The organism is Bacilliculturomica massiliensis (genome assembly GCF_900605495.1).
Lineage (GTDB): Bacteria > Bacillota > Clostridia > Peptostreptococcales > Anaerovoracaceae > Bacilliculturomica > Bacilliculturomica massiliensis.
This window is the reverse complement of sequence record NZ_LR027598.1, coordinates 66,287-83,427: the sequence shown is the minus strand read 5'-3', so window position 1 is coordinate 83,427 and position 17,141 is coordinate 66,287. Positions and strand designations below refer to the sequence as shown.

Below are 17,141 nucleotides of genomic sequence, written 5' to 3'. Positions count from 1 at the left end.
ATATGTCCAAAACTTATACAGAATCTTGAGAAATGCTTTTTATGCATTCTTTTGCCAGAGCCAGAAATTCTGTTACCGCCGGCGAGGCAAACTGATCTTTTTTCCATATCAACACGGAACCGCTCTCAAGAGGGGGCGAAAAGGGAACAAAACAGGTGTCGTCGTAGCTGCAATCCAGTTTGAGACAGATCGCCGCGCCGATTTTATTGCGCACCATGATCGCCGCGTTGTACAGCAGATTATACCGGGCCGCAACATGCAGATCGTCAAAATCATCGCCAAACCAGTTGGCGATGAGATCCCGGACCAGATCGCGATTCGAAAACATCAGGGACTGACCGGCCAGATCGGCCGGACCGACCGTCCGCTTTCCGGCCAGCGGGGAATCTTTGTGGACCAGAACTCCCCAGATCTCCTTTTGCGGCGCGTGCACAAAGGAGTATTTGGTGATATCCACCGGTTCGGGGACAAGTCCCATATCCAGAAGCCCGTTTTCGATGCGATCCTTGATGCTGTCCGCATTCCCGCTGTATAGACTAACGTGAACCAGCGGATTCTCCCCTTGAAATCGAGCCAGAAGCTTAGAGAGCCAATCCACGCTCTGCAGCTCGCCGCAGCCGATGGCGATCTCTCCGGACAGCTGCGTATCCTTCTGCATGAGATCCTGCTTTGTCTTTTCCGCCAGTGTGAGCAGCTCCTGCGCGCGGCGTTTTAAGAGCATGCCCTCTTCTGTGAGAATAATGCAGTGGCTGCTCCGCTGGAACAGCTTCACGCCCAGTTCCTCTTCCAGCTGCATGAGCTGGCGTGAGAGCGTCGGCTGCGTTACGTGCAGCAGCTGAGCCGCTTTTGTGATATTCTCCTCCCGGGCAACCATCAAAAAATAATTCAAAACGCGAAGTTCCATAAGCACGCCCCCTTTCTACCACGAGTATAGCACTGCGGGGCGCACCGGTCCAACATATCTCGCAGTCAGTCATGCCGTATCTCTATATCATTTGGTTTTCTCCGTTCACCATCACATGCTTTGCAGCACCCGCCGCTCCTGCCGTTCAGCAGCTTCGTCAGACTGATGATCAGAGATGCATCAGGAACTGACCGGCGCGCAGCCCGATCCGGTTCTCAATGTCAGCGGCTCATTGCTGAAAATATGAGAGGATCTCCCCCTTCATTCTTTTCGACTGATCCACATGAAACGGACAGCGCACATTACAGTGCCCGCAGTCCAGACAGGCCCCGGCCTTCACTTCCAGTTTGTTGTAATGCTCTTTTGCCAGTTCATCCCCTGCCATTGCAAGATCGTAATATTTGTTGATCAGTCCGATATCCAGTCCGGCCGGACAGGGCTGGCAGTGATTGCAGTAAACGCATTTCCCCACCGCGTCCCCGGGCGTGAAAGTACCCAGAACAGAATAGTCCTTTTCTTCCGGCGCGGCATCCAGAAATCCTAAAATACGCTGCAGATCCGCCTTGTTCCGGATCCCGGGGAGAACGCTCAGTACCCCGGGCTTATCCAGAGCATACTGTATGCACTGATATTCCGTGAGCGCCTGCCCAAAGGGCGAGGTCCCGGCATCCAGCAGCTGGCCTCCGCTGAAAGCTTTCATCACGGAGATGCCCACGCCTTCCGCCTCGCATCGGCGGTATAGATCCATGCGCTCGTCTGCGCTGCCGATGGCGTAATCGCCGTGCCTGTAATCGTAACCGGGATTGATGCTGAACATCACCATGTCGACGGGCGTCTCGTCCAACACCCTGTTGACCAGTTCAGGGGTATGAGAGGACAGACCGATATGCCGCACCACGCCCTGGGCTTTAAGTTCCTGTACGTATGCAAGAACGCCTCCGGACTTGATCTTTTCCAGATCGCACAGCTCGTCGACACAGTGGATGAATCCGAAATCGATATAATCGGTCTTCAGCATGTTGAGCTGCCAGTGAACAGATCGTTTGACGGCGTCCAGATCCACCGTCCAGCCGTACTTGCCCGACGTGTAATCCGCACCGAAGTGTATTTGAAAAAATGCTTTCTCACGACTCCCGGCCAGGGCGCGGCCGTAGGCCGCGAAGGGCTTTGCCTCGGCGGACGCCATATCAAAGAAATTGACGCCCTTTTCCAAAGCATAAGCGACGGTTTCCTCGATCTCGCCTTCGCCGGCCATACCGATGGAGCTGGTACCCAGTCCGATAATGCTGATCTGTTCCGCCCCCCGTGGGAGATTTCGATATTTCATGATATTTCCTCCATTTAATATGATAAGCCCTTGTCCTTAGCCGGAAAACCGGTCAAACTCTACTCCGCGGTAACGCCCAGGTCCAGACCGTTGATCCAGTTCACCATTGCGGAACGCGAGGTGCCGCTGCTGAAACGCTGTCCGGAAAGCCAGTCCGCCCCGGAGGCAAGATCGTGCAGATCCATGGCGCTGGAGCCGATGCCGCTGCTTCCGGAGGTACAAAACGGAACGATAGTCTTTCCGCTGAGATCATAGCTTTCCAGAAAAGTGCCGACGATCCTGGGAGCCTGCCCCCACCAGATAGGATAGCCCAGGAAAACGACGTCGTACTCCTCCATATTCTCCACAGAACCGGAGATCGCCGGACGGGCGGATGGATCGTTCATTTCGACGGTGGCTCTGGAGGACGAGTCGCCGTAGTTCAGATCGGCGGCGGTGTAGGGAATCTCAGGGATAATCTCATACAGTTCTGCATCCAACGCGTCGGATACATATTCCGCTAACGGCCTGGTGTTTCCTGTGGCTGAAAAGTAGGCGACCAGGATCTTCGTCCCAATGCCGGCGGCGGAAGTGGACTCCGGATCAGGTGCGGGCGCTGCAGAATTATTCTTGCTCATGTAGTTCAACAGCATGGCGGCTACCTCTGCACGTGTTGCATTGCCCTGAGGATCAAAGCGGTTTCCTTCCTTGCCGTTGACGATGCCCTCGGCCCGCGCCCAGTCCACCGCTGTGGATGCGTAAGAGGAGATCGCGCCCTCGTCGGCAAAATCGCTGCCCCTTTCAGCCGATGGACTGTTTTCATAATTCCAGAGCATGGTGGCGATCTGCTCTCGGGTCACCGGGTCGTCGGTTCCGAACAGCCCGCCGCCATACCCGCTGATAACGTTGTTCTGCTGCGCCCAGACGGCCGCGTCGGCATACCAGCTTCCTTCCGCAACGTCCGTAAAGGGACTGGCGGCGGCGACCTGGGGAGAGCCGGCTGCGTGATACAGGACAGTGGCCAGCATAGCGCGCGTCATGGCGGCTTCCGGCTCAAAGGCAGTATCCGTAGTGCCGTTCATCAGACTGTTGTCCCTGCAATACTCTACCGCGTCCGCATACCACGCGCCCGCGTCCACGTCGGCAAAGCCGGTGTCCTCCACTGCCCCCATAGCCGGAATGGCCACGGCCAACAGCAGGGCCACAGTCATCAGAAATAAAAATGCTTTTTTTCTCATCTTTGTACTCCTTTCAACATCCTGTTACTGCGTTTTTTACATTTATAAGCGATACCTTCAGTTGATAATATGGCCCCGTCGCCCCATATGCCGGATCTCGTTCATGTTCCATCCTTCCCGGCCTGTTCGGCCGGACTGTGCATACAAAACCGGTAACAGAGCACAGGACTTTCCCGCCAGCCGGCGGATCCCTTATTAACAGTCTAAGATCAGAGAAACGAAATGTCTAATGCTTATAACGGATCGCCAGTCATGCCCAAACCGCATTGAAGATGCTCATTGAATCCAGATAAAAAGCCGGCAGCCATTCTAAAAACAAGGTCCCTGCCGAGCAAGCGCAAAGAGGCCGCGGAAAATCCGCAGCCTCTTTTGTGTATATGGGGTATATGATCCGCCCCGTTCTTTCTTCAATTGCCCAGGTTTTCCACCACCTTGACAGCGGTGACCAGCGCCTGTCCACAGCAGGGCCGCCGCTCTTTCCACGCTGTTTGGCAGCACGCTCTATTTCGCAGCGGCGGCGGTATTTTTCACTGTGGTGCCGTCCGTCTTCCAGATGAACAGGCCCGTGCATGCGTACAGGATAGCAAACAGGGGAACGATGTAGTTCAGGAAGGCGTAGGGAATATAGGAGGTCCCTATGCCCAGCACCGCCATCATGTACATGGCCGAGGTTCCCCAGGGAACGAGGGGCGCGCCGATGGTGGCAGTGTCCTCCAGCGTTCTGGAGAGTACACGGGACTGGATCCCCATCTCGTCGTAGGCCGGACGGAAAGTACGGCCGCCCAGGATGATGGGCATCACCTGATGGCCGGAGATCAGCATCAGGGTATAGCAGTACGCCATGGTGGAGAGGATCAGACCTCTGGGTTTCTTCACCATCTTCAGCAGGCCGTCATCCACGATGGCCTTGATGATGCCGCTCTGTTCAAGGGCTGCGCCCATGGTGGCCGAGAGGATGATCACCGCCACAGTTCCGTACATGGAGGCCATTCCGCCTCTGGAAAGGATCTTGTCCACCAGATCCACGCCGGTATCGGACACGAAGCCGTTCATAGCAGCGGACAGGGTAGCCTGCAGGTCCACTCCCTGCAGGACCATGGCGAATGCTCCGCTGACCACGGTACATCCCAGCAGCGCGGGCACCGCCGGCACTTTCAGAGCCGATACCACCAGCACCGCCAGCGCCGGGATCAGCGCGATGACAGAGATGTTGAAGTTCTCCGCCAGGGTGGTCTTCATCAGTTCCACGGAACTCAGGTCCGCGTTGGCGGAGGCCGCTCTCATACCGAAAACAGCGTATAAAACGGTGGCTACCACCGCGGCGGGCACGGTGGTCCGCAGCATGGATCCGATATGATCGTACAGGTCTGTGCCGGACATGACCGCCGCCACGTTGGTGGTATCGGAGAGCGGAGACATCTTATCGCCGAAGAAGGAACCGGCGCAGACGGCGCCCGCCATCAGCGGCGCGGAGATCCCCATGCCCAGTCCCACGCCGAAGAGGGCCAGACCCATGGTGGCGATGGCGCCGAAGGACGTCCCTGTGAACAGCGAGGTCACCGCGCACAGGAGGAAGGTCAGCGGCACGATGATGGCCGGCGAGCAGAGCTTCAGTCCGAAATACAGCAGGGACGGAACGGTTCCTCCAATGATCCAGATGCCCACCATCATACCTACGCTGATCAGGATCAGCAGGGTGACGGCAGAGTCGCCGACCACTTTGATTATATTATTCTGAATATCATTCCACTTGTTTCCCAGAACCAGCGCGCCCACGATGGCGATACACGCGCCCAGGGCCAGGGCCATCTGTATGCCTACGCCCGTGCGGATCGCCGCGGCGACAGCTCCAATTACGCAGATCAGGATCAGGATAGACTGTGCCAGAGATGGCTTTTTAGGGGTCTTATTGTTTTCCATGCCTATTACCTCTCATGAATGGGCTCTTCACCCATGACTGTGTGTTGTATACCTTTATGTTTTTAAATACCCGGCGCGCTTTCCTGCAGCGCGCTGGCCGTCTTCATATATTCAGACGCTCCCGCTTTGCAGAATCCGATGTCGGACGCGGCGGCAATGTACTGAATCCCCTGTCTCTTGTACTTCTCTATATCCCCGATTTGTGCAGCGAAAATGCCCACTGCCTTGTCATGGCGCTTCGCGGCTTCCATGACGGTCTGTATGGCCTTTTGAACGGGCTCGCTGCCGGCGTTTCCCGGCGTTCCGTAGGACTGACTCAAGTCCATGGGCCCGATAAACAGTACGTCCACCTGCGGATTTTCGCACAGCCTGTCGATTTCCTCCACCATCTCTTTATTTTCGATGTGAAAGACGAACAGGCTCTCTTCATTCTTTTCCTCTATATACTGGTCTTTATCCACAAAACCGTAGCGCGCGGACCGCTGGGCAAAGGACAGACCCCGTCCGCCCATGGGAAAATACTTCCCCCAGCCGACCACCTGCTCCGCCTCTGAAGCCCGCTGAAGGCCCGGTACCTGAACGCCCGACGCTCCTGCGTCCAGGGCGTGCAGCACGTGTTCCTCCGCAGCCGCCGGGACGCGGACGATAACGTCCATATCCCCCGCCGCCCGCATGAGGTTTTCCGCAGCCTCGTGACTGATGGTGGAATGCTCCATGTCGATGATGATGAAATCCAGTCCCGCAAAGGACAGCATCTCCACGATCTGAGGGCAGTTCAGCTTTACAAAGGTCCCGTACACGGTCTCCTTGTTTTTCAGCCGTTCTTTTATCTTCATGCGTTTCCTCCTCCGAAACTCCAGTCACATTCCTGCTACCGGATATAGTCCAGTCTCTTCGGTGTGAAAATGTCCAGATTCAGCACAGGCTCAGTGCCGGTAACAGTGATGAAGTGAGTCACATCCTTCGGGATGACCAGCAGGCCCCCCGGGGTCAGGTGATACACCTCCCCGTCAACGTTGAAATCTCCTTCTCCCTGCAGGATGTAGACGATCTGCTCGTATGGGTGGGCGTGGGGCTTGGGTTCGTGTCCCGGCTGCAGCTCGTTGAGGCCCATGGTAGCGCCCTCTCCGGTGTAGATCTTTCTTCTGACGCCCTCTCTGACGTCCTCCCACTCGATATCGTTAAAGTTGTTCTGGTTTACTTCGATCATGACGAACTCCTTTCTTGCTATTCCAGTCCCAGCAGCTTCGCCGGATTTCTCTTTGCCATCAGCTCCACGTCTCCGTCGCTCAATCCGCATTCGTCGATCAGCATGCGGATGAAGCGCAGCAGTCCACCTGACACGCTGCCGTTTCCGTTCTGTCCGTAATCGCTGTCGATGACCACGCGTTCCTTCGGAATGTTCTCCAGGATCTCCTTCGCCACGCTCATCGGCGTGGAGCAGAACTTGGATTCCGGTACAAAGACCGTGGCGTTCAGCTCGATGTAAGCGCCCAGCTCCGCCCATTTTTTCATGTGCGTCAGATCGGCGCCGATCATGTAGAAGGGGTGGTTGACCAGGATGCGCGTCACACCCAGTTCAGCTGCCTTGCAGATGGCGGCGTCCACCTCGGCCAGACTGCCGTGACCCGTTCCCATGATCAGATCTTCTTTCTTCGCCGCGTATTCCAGCACTTCCAGAGCCTCCGGCGCCAGCTGTCCGTCGGCGTCTATGTAAGTCATGGCTCTTTCTTTTACAGTCATACCCTTGGAGCTGGGGAATTTTACACCTGTGCCCGTGTGCGCCTTGATGTGATTGTCCGTGGACACGGTAGGCATCCAGAAGATCTTCGCCCCCATGGCGTAGGCCGCGTCCAGAGCTTTTACGTTCAGCCCTCCCACAGAGTTGTTCAGCGCGATGCCGCCGAAGACCTGCGTCTTTCCCGTGGCCATGTGCTTCTGCAGAACGTCCGCCGTCATGACGGTAGGGGCGAAGTGATCCTTCACTACGAAGGCCCGGTATCCGGCCTCCTCCGCCTCCCGCAGCATTTCCGCCGCGTCCACTTCTCTGGGCATGACCGACGGACCGGCGTGAATGTGCAGGTCGATCAGTCCGTCCAATATCTGTTTATCTGTTAACATGTTGTTCGCCTTCTTTCTCATTCCCTTTCAAAGGGAGCCCATGATTCCCTGCCAGCGGTAAAGACGCTTTTTATATGTAGGAAAGCGTCACAGCCCCCTTCGGGCATACGTGACGGCACATGCCGCAGCCTGTGCACAGTTCCCCATCCTTCTCCAGCCTGCCGTTTTCTGCGGAGAGCGCTCCGAAGTAACAGCGCCGGACGCAGATCTTTTCCTCACAGGCCTCGCATTGTTCCAGATCCATGTGTGACTCCCGCGCCGGCAGTTCGCCAAGGTTTTTGTAGGTCACGATCTTGTCCGCGATCCTCCCTCTCAGCTCATCCACGCGCTTCAGGCCCTTGCCCTCCGCTGTCTCCGCAAGCTCCGACAGGATGCCGGAGACCGCCTCCGGCCCCCGCAGCATCAGCGTGGAGCCGATCTGCACCAGCGACGCGCCGCACATCATGTACTCCGCCACGTCCCGGCCGGTGTCGGCGCCGTTTCCGCCGCAGATAGAGAGACCGTTTCCGCCGCGATAGATCTTTGCGATGTTCGCCAGGGCGATGGGCTTCATCCACGGTCCGCCGATGGCTGCAAAGCCGCCCAGGGACGGTTCCTCCGTCTCCGCGTCCACCACCAGTCCCTGGTAGCGGTGCATGACGGTGACGGCCTTCGCCCCGATCTTCGCCAGCGCCCCTGCGATGGCTGTCATGTCCGCCACCTGAGGCGTCAGCTTCACGATGACCGGAATACCGACGGCCTGCATAACGGCGCCCACGATATCGCAGCACAGCTCCTCGGACTGTCCCAGCAGGAAGCCCAGCTTGCCGCCGGCGGCCTCGCCGTGGGGGTTTCCGAAGTTCAGCTCCAGCATGGGAAAGCCCATGGCCTCCATCCGTTTTGCGTAGGCGACCCAGTTTTCTTTCTTCGCCGCAGAAATGCTGCCGATCAGCACTACGCCCCGCTCCCGGGCCTGCTCCAGCTGATCGCCGGCGTATTCCTCGAAACGCTCCATGCTCACCATGCTGCCGCCCCGGGAGAAAAAGGTGTAGTTTTTCGGGATCTCCCCGCTTACCGGCTTCTGATCCTGATCCCGGATGTCGAACCGGGCGATGCCCTTGGCCTGCAGCGCCGCCGCGTCGGTCACCGATTTGGTGATGATTCCGCCCACGCCGCTGTTCAGCAGCTCTTCAAATCGCGCCGCCGCGCGGCTCATGTCCGTGGAGGCGGCGACGACAGGGTTTTGAAACCGCACGCCGCAAAATTCCGTTGACAGATCCATGACGCCGCCTACTTTCTGATCCCGGCCCGCAGGTCTTCCACGCACCTGCGGATCCGCGCCAGGCCTTCCTGACATTTTTCATAGGAGTTGGCGTAAGAGATACGCAGGTGGTTTTCCCCTGCCTGCCCGAACTCTACGCCGGGCACTGCGGCCACGCCGTAGTTGTCCAGCAGGTATTCCGCAAACTCGAAGCTCCCCATGCCGAACTCGCTGATGTCCGGGAAGAGATAGAAGGCCGCCTGCGGTCTGTTGCAGGGGATCCCCAGCTCTGTCAGACCGTTGTACATCAGCAGTCTTCTCCGATCGAACTCGGCCAGCATCTCGTGAAGAGAATCCTGTGGGCCGGTCAGCGCTTCCAGGGCGCCCATCTGGCCAAAGGAACAGGCCGACATGAGCATGGTCTGGTGCGCCCGCACCATGGTCCTGATCAAATAGGCCGGCGCCGCTATGTATCCGATCCTCCAGCCGCACATGGAGTATGTCTTGGAGAAGGACTGAATGGTGATGGTCCGCTCCCACATATCCGGCAGGGAGGCGAAGGATACGTGCTGATTTCCATCGTAGAGCACCTGCTCGTAGGCCTCGTCGGCCAGCACCAGCAGATCGTGCTTTTTGCAGATCTCCGCCAGCCGGCTCAGGCTCTCCCCGTCCATCATGGTCCCCGTGGGATTTCCCGGCGTGCTGAGGATCAGCATTTTAGTCTTATCTGTGACAGCCGCTTCCAGCTTCTCCATATCAAATGTATAATTTTTTTCTTCCACCAGCGGCACGGTGACGGGAATGGCTTCCGCGATCTTGACCAGACTGGCGTAGGGTATGTATCCCGGATCTGCAAGAATGACCTGGTCTCCCGCTTCCAGCATCCCGAATATGGCCACGGCCACGGCTTCCTCGCCGCCCGCCGTCACCATGATCTCTGTGGCCGGGTCCGCCTTGATCTTATTCATTTTTTCCAGCTTATCCGCTATAGCCTGACGCAGCTTCGGATAACCGTAGTTGGACGAATAGGAGGTAACGCCCTGGTCCAGCGCCCGCTTGGCGGCCTCTTTGATGTTTTCCGGCGTGTCGAAGTCCGGCTGCCCCATCTCGAAATGGATGACGCTCTTTCCTTCCGCCTCCAGCTTCGTAGCCTTCTCCAGCACGCGGCGGATTCCGGTGAACGGAACCTTTTTCATCTTGCCCGGTTCATAATCTCTCATTTGATCAGCACCTCGTTTTCTGTTGAGCGAAGATAATTTTACTCTACATTCGTCTGATTTTTATAATAATATTACAACATCTTCATAATAGCACGTGTTATAAAATTTGTCTATATTTTATTTCTATTTATAATAAAATTATTTCAAATATAGCAGTCCGCCCTTTAGACAGCCATATCCATGCCCACCGGCCACATATGGGGAAGCCCTCCTTTTACATTAAAAAAGTCATGCGTCAGACCCATTACAAGGCCTTTTGCATGACTCCTCTTTTCCCCTCGCTGCTCCGCGCATTATTTCCCGCGCATGGGCAGCAGGTCCACCGTATCTGTGCGGATCTCCCGTAAATAGTTGTATAGGGTGGCCTGAGAGATGGACAGCAGTTCACACACCTGCGGGATCGAATCCTTGATCAGGAACACGCCCTTCTCGTCCAGCATCCGCAGCGTTCGCAGCTTGATCTCCTTCGGTCCCAGCGTGGAAGGCTTTCCCACCTCCTTGATGATATCAGCGATCACATTTCTGGTGTAATCCGCGATGGTCATATTGTCCTTCTGCTCCTCATTGGCTTCAAAAGGCTGAATATTCATCAGCATATCCAGCATGTTTCTGGCCTGATTCAAAGACGTCAGATTCATGGTGAAGCACAGCATAGCCTCGTACTTGCCATTTTCGTCGAAGAACATGACCGTAGTAGATTTCGCCAGCTCTCCGTTGGCCTTCTTCGTCAGCCGCACCACGCTGCCGTTTTCTTTTCTGGACCGGTCGGCCAGATATTCAAACACGCTGTCGTCCATTACGTGTCCCGTCTGTCGGCCGGATATAAATCCATTTTCAATATAGATGATCACCCTATTTTCATCGTGGACCACCGCCTCGCAGGTCTCCCCCATGGAAAGCGCGATGGCCTTTGCTATTTCAATCAGTGTCGCCTTTAAATCATGCATCCTTTTACCTCTTTGTTTCGTTTCGATCTCCAGATTCATCTTTATTTTATAATAATTTTATAATAGCATAAATGGCTGCTCTTGAAAACTGCTCTTTTCTTCATCCATTTCGACTCACGGCAAACGGGACTGCCCGTCCCCGCAGATCTCGCCATATATGCTGTCTGCATCCTGACACGCGATCCTCCCCATCCCGGCCGCCGTGGCAAAAGAGCGATATTTTCTGCATACTAAAAAGCGGCGGCGCATCAGCGCCGCCGTTCCGTCTCATATACTCTGGGTATCCTCCGGGCCAGACCCGCCTGCAGCTCGGGACGCATGCGGCCGGAAAGCTGCGCAGCCTTCACGAAGGTCATGTCCCGGCTCCCCGTGCCGAACACCGTGACCGGCGTCCCCGGCTTTACCCCCTGGATCCCCGTCACATCCACCAGGCTGCTGTCCATGCTCAGCCCTCCCACATAGGGCGCCCGCTTGCCGCAGATCGTCACAAAGCCTTTTCCGTGACCCAGCGCAGAGGGGATCCCGTCCGCATACCCCACGGGCAGCACGGCGATCCATCTGCTGTGGTCGGCTCTGTCCCGAAGGCCGTAGCCCACGCCTTCGCCGCCTTCCACTCTCCGCATGGCGCACACTCTGCTCCGCAGGGTCATCACGGGAAGCAGGTCCGGATGGTCTCCGTAGCCGTACAGGACGGCGCCTGCTCTCACGGCGGAGTATGTCAGATCCGGATATCGGAGCGCCGTATGGCTCTCCAGAATGTGCGCCTCAGCTGCGGGGCCGGCGCCTGATTTCACCGCCGGTCCCACTTTCACCGCCGGTTCCACGACCCTGCCCGCCGCAGCCTCCCACTCCCGGAGAAACCAGCGAAAACGCCGGTCCTGCTCCCGGTCCGAGTCTTCGTCCTTCTGCGCCAGATGGGAGAACACGCCGAGACATCGTTCACCGCCCGCTTCCGCCATCGCTGCGGCCTCCGCCACGCCCGTCTCGTCGCAGGGCAGGCCGAAGCGATGCATGCCCGTGTCCACTTTGATATAAAATTCCGCCACAGCGCCTGTTTCCTTCATGCGCATCACCTGATCCAGCTCTGAAACAGATACGGCAACGTCGTTCTCAGCCGCCAGCTTCAGCCCAGTGTCAGGCGTCCGCCCCAGAACGTGTATCCGGCCCTCCCTGTGGCTGCCGCGAAGTTCCAGAGCCTCCCACAGATTGGCCACCGCATAGCGCGTCACGCCGTAATCCAGCAGGTAGCCCATCAGCGGTACGGCCCCGTGGCCGTAGGCGTTGGCCTTCAGCACCGCCGTCACCTTATCCTTTCCGCCTGCGATCTCCTCCAGGATATCAATGTTGTGGTACAATCGGCCCACATTGATCTCACAGATCGTATCGGCGTACTCCGGATAGAGTAAGACGGACCCCGCGGGATCCGTCCTGTCAATATGTATGTGTCTAAGAGGAGTTTTCATTTTATAGCCGTCCATGCTATTTTATGCTGGCCAGACCGGCCTCGTAGGCCCGCAGGTTCATATCCACGAACTTGGCGGGCACTTTTCTGCTGATCAGGCTTTTCCAGTCGTAATCGGAAAGCCCCATGATCTTTACCAGCGCGCCCAGCAGGAGGATGCTGGCCACCCGGATAGTCCCGATCTTCTGTGCTTCCCCGGAGGCGTCCACCGCGTAGGTCTTCTCCACCGCTCTGGACAGCTGCCCGATGGCGTCGGCGGGGTATTCCGCCTTGCCCATCTTCACCGGGATCGGATAGATCTCATGGTCGTTTACCACCAGCGTGCCGTCCTTTTTCAGGAGCTTCAGCCAGCGCATCGCCTCGATTTTTTCAAAGGCGATGAGAACGTCGGCCTCTCCCTCCGCGATCAGCGGCGCGTAGACCTTGTCTCCGTATTTTACGAAGCAGTTGACGGAACCGCCCCTCTGGGACAGCCCATGCTGTTCCGTCTTTTTTACGTCGAAGCCCAGATCCACCAGGCCCTCGATCAGAATATCGGAGGTCAGAACCGTGCCCTGACCGCCTACGCCAACGATGGCGATGGATTTCGTCTCTGCCATGTTATTCACCCACCTTTTCTATTGCGTCAAAGGGACATATCTGGCTGCAGATCGTGCATCCGTTGCAGTCTTCTCTGGAGATCTCCACCTTGCCGCCCGCCAGCTGCAGCGCGGGACAGGCTGTTTTCGTAATGCAGAGCCTGCAGTTTCTGCACTTGTCGGGATCGACCACACAGTGCTGGTCCTTGCGCGCGGAGATAACGCTCTTGAGCAGCGCGCAGGGCTGTCTCACGATGACCACGAACAGCTCGTCAGACTCATACGCTTCTTTTACCACCGCTTCCGTAGCCTTCAGATCATAGGGATCCACCGTGCGAATGTTTTCTTCCTTCACGCCGCAGCCAACTACCAGACTGCGGATATCCACCACTGTGGTGACCTCCTTCATCAGCGTCATGCCGGTGCAGGGATTATCCTGGTGCCCCGTCATGCCGGTGGTGCTGTTGTCCAGAATGAAAATGCTGGTGGCAGCCTTATTATAAACAGCGTTGATCAGCCCGGTGATGCCGGAGTGGAAGAAGGTAGAGTCTCCGATGAAGGAAAAGACCTTGTAATCCCGCCTGGCCACCCGCTCCGCTTTCTCAAAGCCGATACCCGCCGTAATGCTTCCGCCCATGTCGATCATGGTGTGCGTCACGCTGAAGGGGGGCTGAATGTTCAGGGCGTAACAGCCGATGTCGCCGGTGGCGACGATCTTGCCCGCGTACTTGCTCACCTCATGATAGATGCCGCGGTGCGGACATCCGGCGCAGAAGCTGGCCGGGCGCACCGGCGCCTCCGCTTCTACCGCGTAAGCCGCCTCGGTGACGGGCAGCCCGAAGCCCCTGCGGATGATATTGGCGGAATACTCCAGCCACAGAGGAAGAACCTCTTTGCCCAGGCAGTCGATGCCCAGCATCTTCAGGTGCTCTTCCATATAAGGATCCAGTTCCTCGATGACGTAGATCTTGTCTACCATGCCGGCAAACTCTCTGATCTTCTTGTCGGGCATGGGGTAGGAAAAGCCGATCTTTAAATAGGACGCGCTGTCCCCGAACACTTCCTTCGCATACTGGTAGGAGATACCGTTGCACACGATGCCCAGTTCCTTTGTGTTGAACTCGATGCGGTTCAGGTCGCATACATTGGAATATTCCCGGATCTCGTTGATCCTGGCCTCCACGTTCTTGTGCTTGTTTCTGGCCATGGCCGGGATATTCGTGTTCTTCATGATATTTTTTTCATAATGCTTCACGCCGGCTTCTTTTCTCTCACCCAGCTCCACGATGCCGCTGCCGTGGTTGACCCGGGTGGTGGTCCGGACCATGAAGGGCGTGTCGAAGCGCTCCGACAGCTCGAAAGCCAGCTTCGTGTAATCCTTGCACTCCTGACTGTCCGCCGGTTCGATGATGGGCATCTTCATGTGGGGCCCGAAGTTCCGGCTGTCGGGCTCGGTGCCGGAGCTGTTCATCCCCGGATCGTCGGCGCAGATGATGACCAGCGCGCCGGTGACGCCCTCGTAAACTGCCGGGAATACCGCGTCGGAAGCCACGTTCAGACCGAAGTGTTTCATGGCCGCCATGGCTCTCGCTCCCGCCATGGACGCTCCGATGGCCACCTCCGCCGCCACCTTTTCATTGACGGACCATTCGGAGCTGATCTCCTTGTACTTTGCTGTGTTCTGCAGGATCTCCGTACTTGGGGTTCCGGGATACGCAGCCGCTACCAGACAGCCCGCTTCATAGGCGCCTCTGGCGATAGCCTCGTTCCCGAGCATAACTTGTTTCATGTTTCCCTCCATTTTCTTTTCCCTGGACGCGCGGCGCACCGCCCACGGCAGAACCGCGCCGATTTGTTGTTGTAATATTATTCAAGGATCAGACTCAGGCAGAGAACCTGTTTGGTTGGTATGCTCAAAGTATAATATATTAATTTTATAATTTCAACTCTTTTTTATAATAATTTTATAATAAATTTGTGTTTTTCTATTTCATTTTTTCTAAACATGTGGTAAGGTTCTCTTGGAAACCACCGCACAACAACGCCACTCTAAAGAAGGAAAGGAGCAAGCACCATGAAATCACTGCTCATCATCAACCCGGGATCCACCTCCACGAAAATCGCCGTGTTCCGCGGCGCGGAGGCGATCTTTACAGAGACGATCTCCCACTCCGCGGAGGAGCTCTCCCCTTACATTAATATAATCGCTCAAAAGGATTTCCGTCAGTCTGTAGTCAGCGCCGCGCTCTCCGCCGCCGGCTTTGACGGCTCGTCCTTTCAGGGTCTCATCGGCATCGGCGGGCTTTTGAGAAGCGTGGAGTCCGGCGTCTACGAGATCAGCGACGACATGCTGGCGGATCTCACTGCCGCCCGCTACGGCGAGCACGCCGCCAATCTGGGCGCCGTTCTGGTCCGGGGACTGGCTGACGCCTGGAACGTGCCGGGCTATATCGCGGACCCCATCACTGTGGATGAAATGCAGGATGTGGCCAGAATTTCCGGCCACCCGCTCCTTCCCCGCTACGGCCGCACGCACACGCTGAACCACAAGCGGGTGGCCATGTCCGCCGCCGCCGAACTGGGGAAATCATATGAAGACTGCCGATTCGTGGTGGCTCACCTGGGCGGCGGCGTCTCCATCGGCGCTCACTGCGGCGGCCGCATCATCGACTCCACCACCAGCAGAGGGGAGGGCGCCTTCAGCATGGATCGCTCCGGACAGCTGAACAGCTGGGAGCTGGCCAAGCTCTGCTTCTCCGGCAAATACGAGAAACAAGAAGTTTTAAAGATGCTGAACGGAAACGGCGGCGTCTCCGCCTACCTGAACACCAGAGATTTCCGCGACGTGGAGCGGATGATGAAGGAAGGAAACCCCGCCGCATACCAGGTGTTTCACGGTCTGGCCTACCAGGTGTCGAAAGAGATCGCCTCCATGGCCGCCGTGCTCTGCGGCCGGCTGGACGGGATCATTCTCACCGGCGGCATCGCTTTTTCCCAGGCTTTTGTAGACCTCGTCACGGAGCGGGCAGGATTTCTGGGCAGGATCATCCTGAAGCCCGGCGAGGAGGAGATGGAAAGTCTGGCCTACTACCTGGACGCGGCGCTCCGGGGAGCCCTGCCGGTAAAAACCTATGAAGCGCAACGATAGCTAAGAGAACAAGAGGAGGAACATGGACATGACACAGATCCGCAATTTTGAAGAATTGGTCGCCGCTGCGGCGGAAAAAAAGGGCGTGGCCATCGCCGTAACCGTACCCTATGACAAAAACACGCTTCACGCGGTAAAGGACGCCCGGGATTCCGGCCTGGCCCGGCCCATTCTCTTTGGGGACGCGGACCGCATTCTCCCGCTTATGAAGGAGCTGGACATGAAGCCGGCGAATTTTGAGATCAACGACGTAAAGGATACGGCGGAGGCGGTGCAGGCCGCCATCGACTCAGTCCGCGCCGGAAACGCCCACATTCTGATGAAGGGAACCATCGCCACCGGCGCTCTGCTGAAACCCGCCCTCGACAAGGCTGGCGGTCTGAACGCCGGACGGCTCGTCAGCCATCTGGTAGTTCTGGACATCCCCGGCTTCGACCGGCTGCTCATCAGCACAGACGGCGGTATGAACATCGCCCCCACCCTGCCGGAAAAGGCCGACATCCTGCACAACGCCATCGACGTGGCCCGGGCCCTGGGCGTTGAGACGCCGAAAGCCGCGGTGCTGGCCGCCGTGGAGGTGCTGAATCCCAAGATGCAGGCCACCGTGGACGCCGCCTGTCTCTGCAAGATGGCGGACCGGGGCGCCTTCGGAAACGCCCTGGTGGAAGGCCCCCTGGCCATGGACAACATCCTCTCCGCGGAAGCCGCGAAGAAGAAAAACATCAGAAGCGAAGTCTGCGGACAGGCTGATATCATCCTGTCCCCGGCCATAGAGACCGCCAACGCTCTGAACAAATCCCTGAATTATCTGCTGCACTCCCAGAACGCCGGGATCGTTGTGGGCACGAAGGCTCCCATCATCCTGCCGTCGAGGGCCAGCGACCCAAGATCCAAGTACGCCTCTCTCGCTCTGGGCGTGCTGCTGGCCAAGCTGTAAAAAAGAACGAGCATGCCGATCGCCCGCTTTCCAGGCGCCGGTATGCTCGTTTTATTCTCTTCGCGCCGATCCTGGCGGCTTCATCTGACCCAGCTCTGATCAACGAACCCAGACCGCCCG

The 17,141-nt window shown here is 57.3% G+C and carries 15 protein-coding genes; 2 read left to right on the top strand and 13 right to left on the bottom strand.

What is annotated here, in order from left to right; translation table 11 throughout:
• Nucleotides 1-13: 13 nt before the first annotated feature.
• The 13 genes from E0E37_RS02110 to iorA all read right to left on the bottom strand — a co-directional run bounded on the left by E0E37_RS02110 (nucleotide 14) and on the right by iorA (nucleotide 14,725).
• Nucleotides 14-904 (bottom strand): LysR family transcriptional regulator, encoded by an 891-nt coding sequence (locus tag E0E37_RS02110; RefSeq protein WP_130861329.1) that lies wholly within the window; start codon nucleotides 902-904, stop codon nucleotides 14-16.
• 229 nt (nucleotides 905-1,133) lie between these two features.
• Nucleotides 1,134-2,231 carry an aldo/keto reductase gene (locus tag E0E37_RS02105; protein ID WP_130861328.1) on the bottom strand — a complete coding sequence of 366 codons (1,098 nt, stop codon included), beginning with the start codon at nucleotides 2,229-2,231 and terminating at the stop codon, nucleotides 1,134-1,136.
• Nucleotides 2,232-2,290: 59 nt separating this feature from the next.
• Nucleotides 2,291-3,448: a flavodoxin gene (locus E0E37_RS19045; RefSeq protein ID WP_130861327.1), complete on the bottom strand. Its 1,158-nt coding sequence runs from the start codon at nucleotides 3,446-3,448 to the stop codon at nucleotides 2,291-2,293.
• Nucleotides 3,449-3,949: 501 nt separating this feature from the next.
• A complete protein-coding gene (gene nhaC, locus E0E37_RS02095) occupies nucleotides 3,950-5,368 on the bottom strand; it encodes a Na+/H+ antiporter NhaC (protein ID WP_130861326.1) in 1,419 nt (472 codons plus the stop codon).
• A gap of 62 nt (nucleotides 5,369-5,430) precedes the next feature.
• A complete protein-coding gene (locus tag E0E37_RS02090; protein ID WP_130861325.1) occupies nucleotides 5,431-6,204 on the bottom strand; it encodes an HpcH/HpaI aldolase family protein in 774 nt (257 codons plus the stop codon).
• A 35-nt stretch (nucleotides 6,205-6,239) separates the two neighbouring features.
• Nucleotides 6,240-6,578: a cupin domain-containing protein gene (locus E0E37_RS02085; protein WP_130861324.1), complete on the bottom strand. Its 339-nt coding sequence runs from the start codon at nucleotides 6,576-6,578 to the stop codon at nucleotides 6,240-6,242.
• A 17-nt stretch (nucleotides 6,579-6,595) separates the two neighbouring features.
• A complete protein-coding gene (locus E0E37_RS02080) occupies nucleotides 6,596-7,489 on the bottom strand; it encodes a DUF6282 family protein (RefSeq protein ID WP_130861323.1) in 894 nt (297 codons plus the stop codon).
• Nucleotides 7,490-7,559: 70 nt separating this feature from the next.
• Complete coding sequence (locus E0E37_RS02075) at nucleotides 7,560-8,750, bottom strand: tRNA-dihydrouridine synthase (protein ID WP_165445159.1); 1,191 nt, start codon at nucleotides 8,748-8,750, stop codon at nucleotides 7,560-7,562.
• Between the two features lie 8 nt (nucleotides 8,751-8,758).
• Complete coding sequence (locus E0E37_RS02070; protein WP_130861321.1) at nucleotides 8,759-9,949, bottom strand: pyridoxal phosphate-dependent aminotransferase; 1,191 nt, start codon at nucleotides 9,947-9,949, stop codon at nucleotides 8,759-8,761.
• Between the two features lie 293 nt (nucleotides 9,950-10,242).
• Nucleotides 10,243-10,896 (bottom strand): helix-turn-helix transcriptional regulator, encoded by a 654-nt coding sequence (locus E0E37_RS02065; protein WP_165445158.1) that lies wholly within the window; start codon nucleotides 10,894-10,896, stop codon nucleotides 10,243-10,245.
• 248 nt (nucleotides 10,897-11,144) lie between these two features.
• On the bottom strand, nucleotides 11,145-12,374 hold the full coding sequence (alr, locus tag E0E37_RS02060; RefSeq protein WP_130861319.1) for an alanine racemase: 1,230 nt from the start codon (nucleotides 12,372-12,374) through the stop codon (nucleotides 11,145-11,147).
• A 1-nt stretch (nucleotide 12,375) separates the two neighbouring features.
• On the bottom strand, nucleotides 12,376-12,957 hold the full coding sequence (locus E0E37_RS02055) for an indolepyruvate oxidoreductase subunit beta (protein WP_130861318.1): 582 nt from the start codon (nucleotides 12,955-12,957) through the stop codon (nucleotides 12,376-12,378).
• A gap of 1 nt (nucleotide 12,958) precedes the next feature.
• Nucleotides 12,959-14,725, bottom strand: coding sequence for an indolepyruvate ferredoxin oxidoreductase subunit alpha (gene iorA, locus E0E37_RS02050; RefSeq protein WP_130861317.1), 1,767 nt, complete (start codon nucleotides 14,723-14,725; stop codon nucleotides 12,959-12,961).
• A gap of 285 nt (nucleotides 14,726-15,010) precedes the next feature.
• On the opposite strand from iorA, the gene buk reads away from it, so the two are divergent.
• Together buk and E0E37_RS02040 are read left to right on the top strand one after the other, a co-directional pair.
• A complete protein-coding gene (buk, locus tag E0E37_RS02045) occupies nucleotides 15,011-16,084 on the top strand; it encodes a butyrate kinase (protein WP_130861316.1) in 1,074 nt (357 codons plus the stop codon).
• 22 nt (nucleotides 16,085-16,106) lie between these two features.
• A complete protein-coding gene (locus E0E37_RS02040) occupies nucleotides 16,107-17,021 on the top strand; it encodes a bifunctional enoyl-CoA hydratase/phosphate acetyltransferase (protein ID WP_130861315.1) in 915 nt (304 codons plus the stop codon).
• The last annotated feature ends 120 nt before the right edge of the window (nucleotides 17,022-17,141 follow it).

What these genes read in the sequence shown, in the direction of transcription:
- E0E37_RS19045 (WP_130861327.1), bottom strand. Translation starts at nt 3,448, where the DNA reads ATGAGAAAAAAAGCATTTTTATTTCTGATGACTGTGGCCCTGCTGTTG.
- nhaC (WP_130861326.1), bottom strand. Translation starts at nt 5,368, where the DNA reads ATGGAAAACAATAAGACCCCTAAAAAGCCATCTCTGGCACAGTCTATC.
- alr (WP_130861319.1), bottom strand. Translation starts at nt 12,374, where the DNA reads ATGGACGGCTATAAAATGAAAACTCCTCTTAGACACATACATATTGAC.
- E0E37_RS02040 (WP_130861315.1), top strand. Translation starts at nt 16,107, where the DNA reads ATGGACATGACACAGATCCGCAATTTTGAAGAATTGGTCGCCGCTGCG.
- E0E37_RS02055 (WP_130861318.1), bottom strand. Translation starts at nt 12,957, where the DNA reads ATGGCAGAGACGAAATCCATCGCCATCGTTGGCGTAGGCGGTCAGGGC.
- E0E37_RS02090 (WP_130861325.1), bottom strand. Translation starts at nt 6,204, where the DNA reads ATGAAGATAAAAGAACGGCTGAAAAACAAGGAGACCGTGTACGGGACC.
- iorA (WP_130861317.1), bottom strand. Translation starts at nt 14,725, where the DNA reads ATGAAACAAGTTATGCTCGGGAACGAGGCTATCGCCAGAGGCGCCTAT.
- E0E37_RS02070 (WP_130861321.1), bottom strand. Translation starts at nt 9,949, where the DNA reads ATGAGAGATTATGAACCGGGCAAGATGAAAAAGGTTCCGTTCACCGGA.
- E0E37_RS02075 (WP_165445159.1), bottom strand. Translation starts at nt 8,750, where the DNA reads ATGGATCTGTCAACGGAATTTTGCGGCGTGCGGTTTCAAAACCCTGTC.
- E0E37_RS02110 (WP_130861329.1), bottom strand. Translation starts at nt 904, where the DNA reads ATGGAACTTCGCGTTTTGAATTATTTTTTGATGGTTGCCCGGGAGGAG.
- buk (WP_130861316.1), top strand. Translation starts at nt 15,011, where the DNA reads ATGAAATCACTGCTCATCATCAACCCGGGATCCACCTCCACGAAAATC.
- E0E37_RS02105 (WP_130861328.1), bottom strand. Translation starts at nt 2,231, where the DNA reads ATGAAATATCGAAATCTCCCACGGGGGGCGGAACAGATCAGCATTATC.
- E0E37_RS02085 (WP_130861324.1), bottom strand. Translation starts at nt 6,578, where the DNA reads ATGATCGAAGTAAACCAGAACAACTTTAACGATATCGAGTGGGAGGAC.
- E0E37_RS02065 (WP_165445158.1), bottom strand. Translation starts at nt 10,896, where the DNA reads ATGCATGATTTAAAGGCGACACTGATTGAAATAGCAAAGGCCATCGCG.
- E0E37_RS02080 (WP_130861323.1), bottom strand. Translation starts at nt 7,489, where the DNA reads ATGTTAACAGATAAACAGATATTGGACGGACTGATCGACCTGCACATT.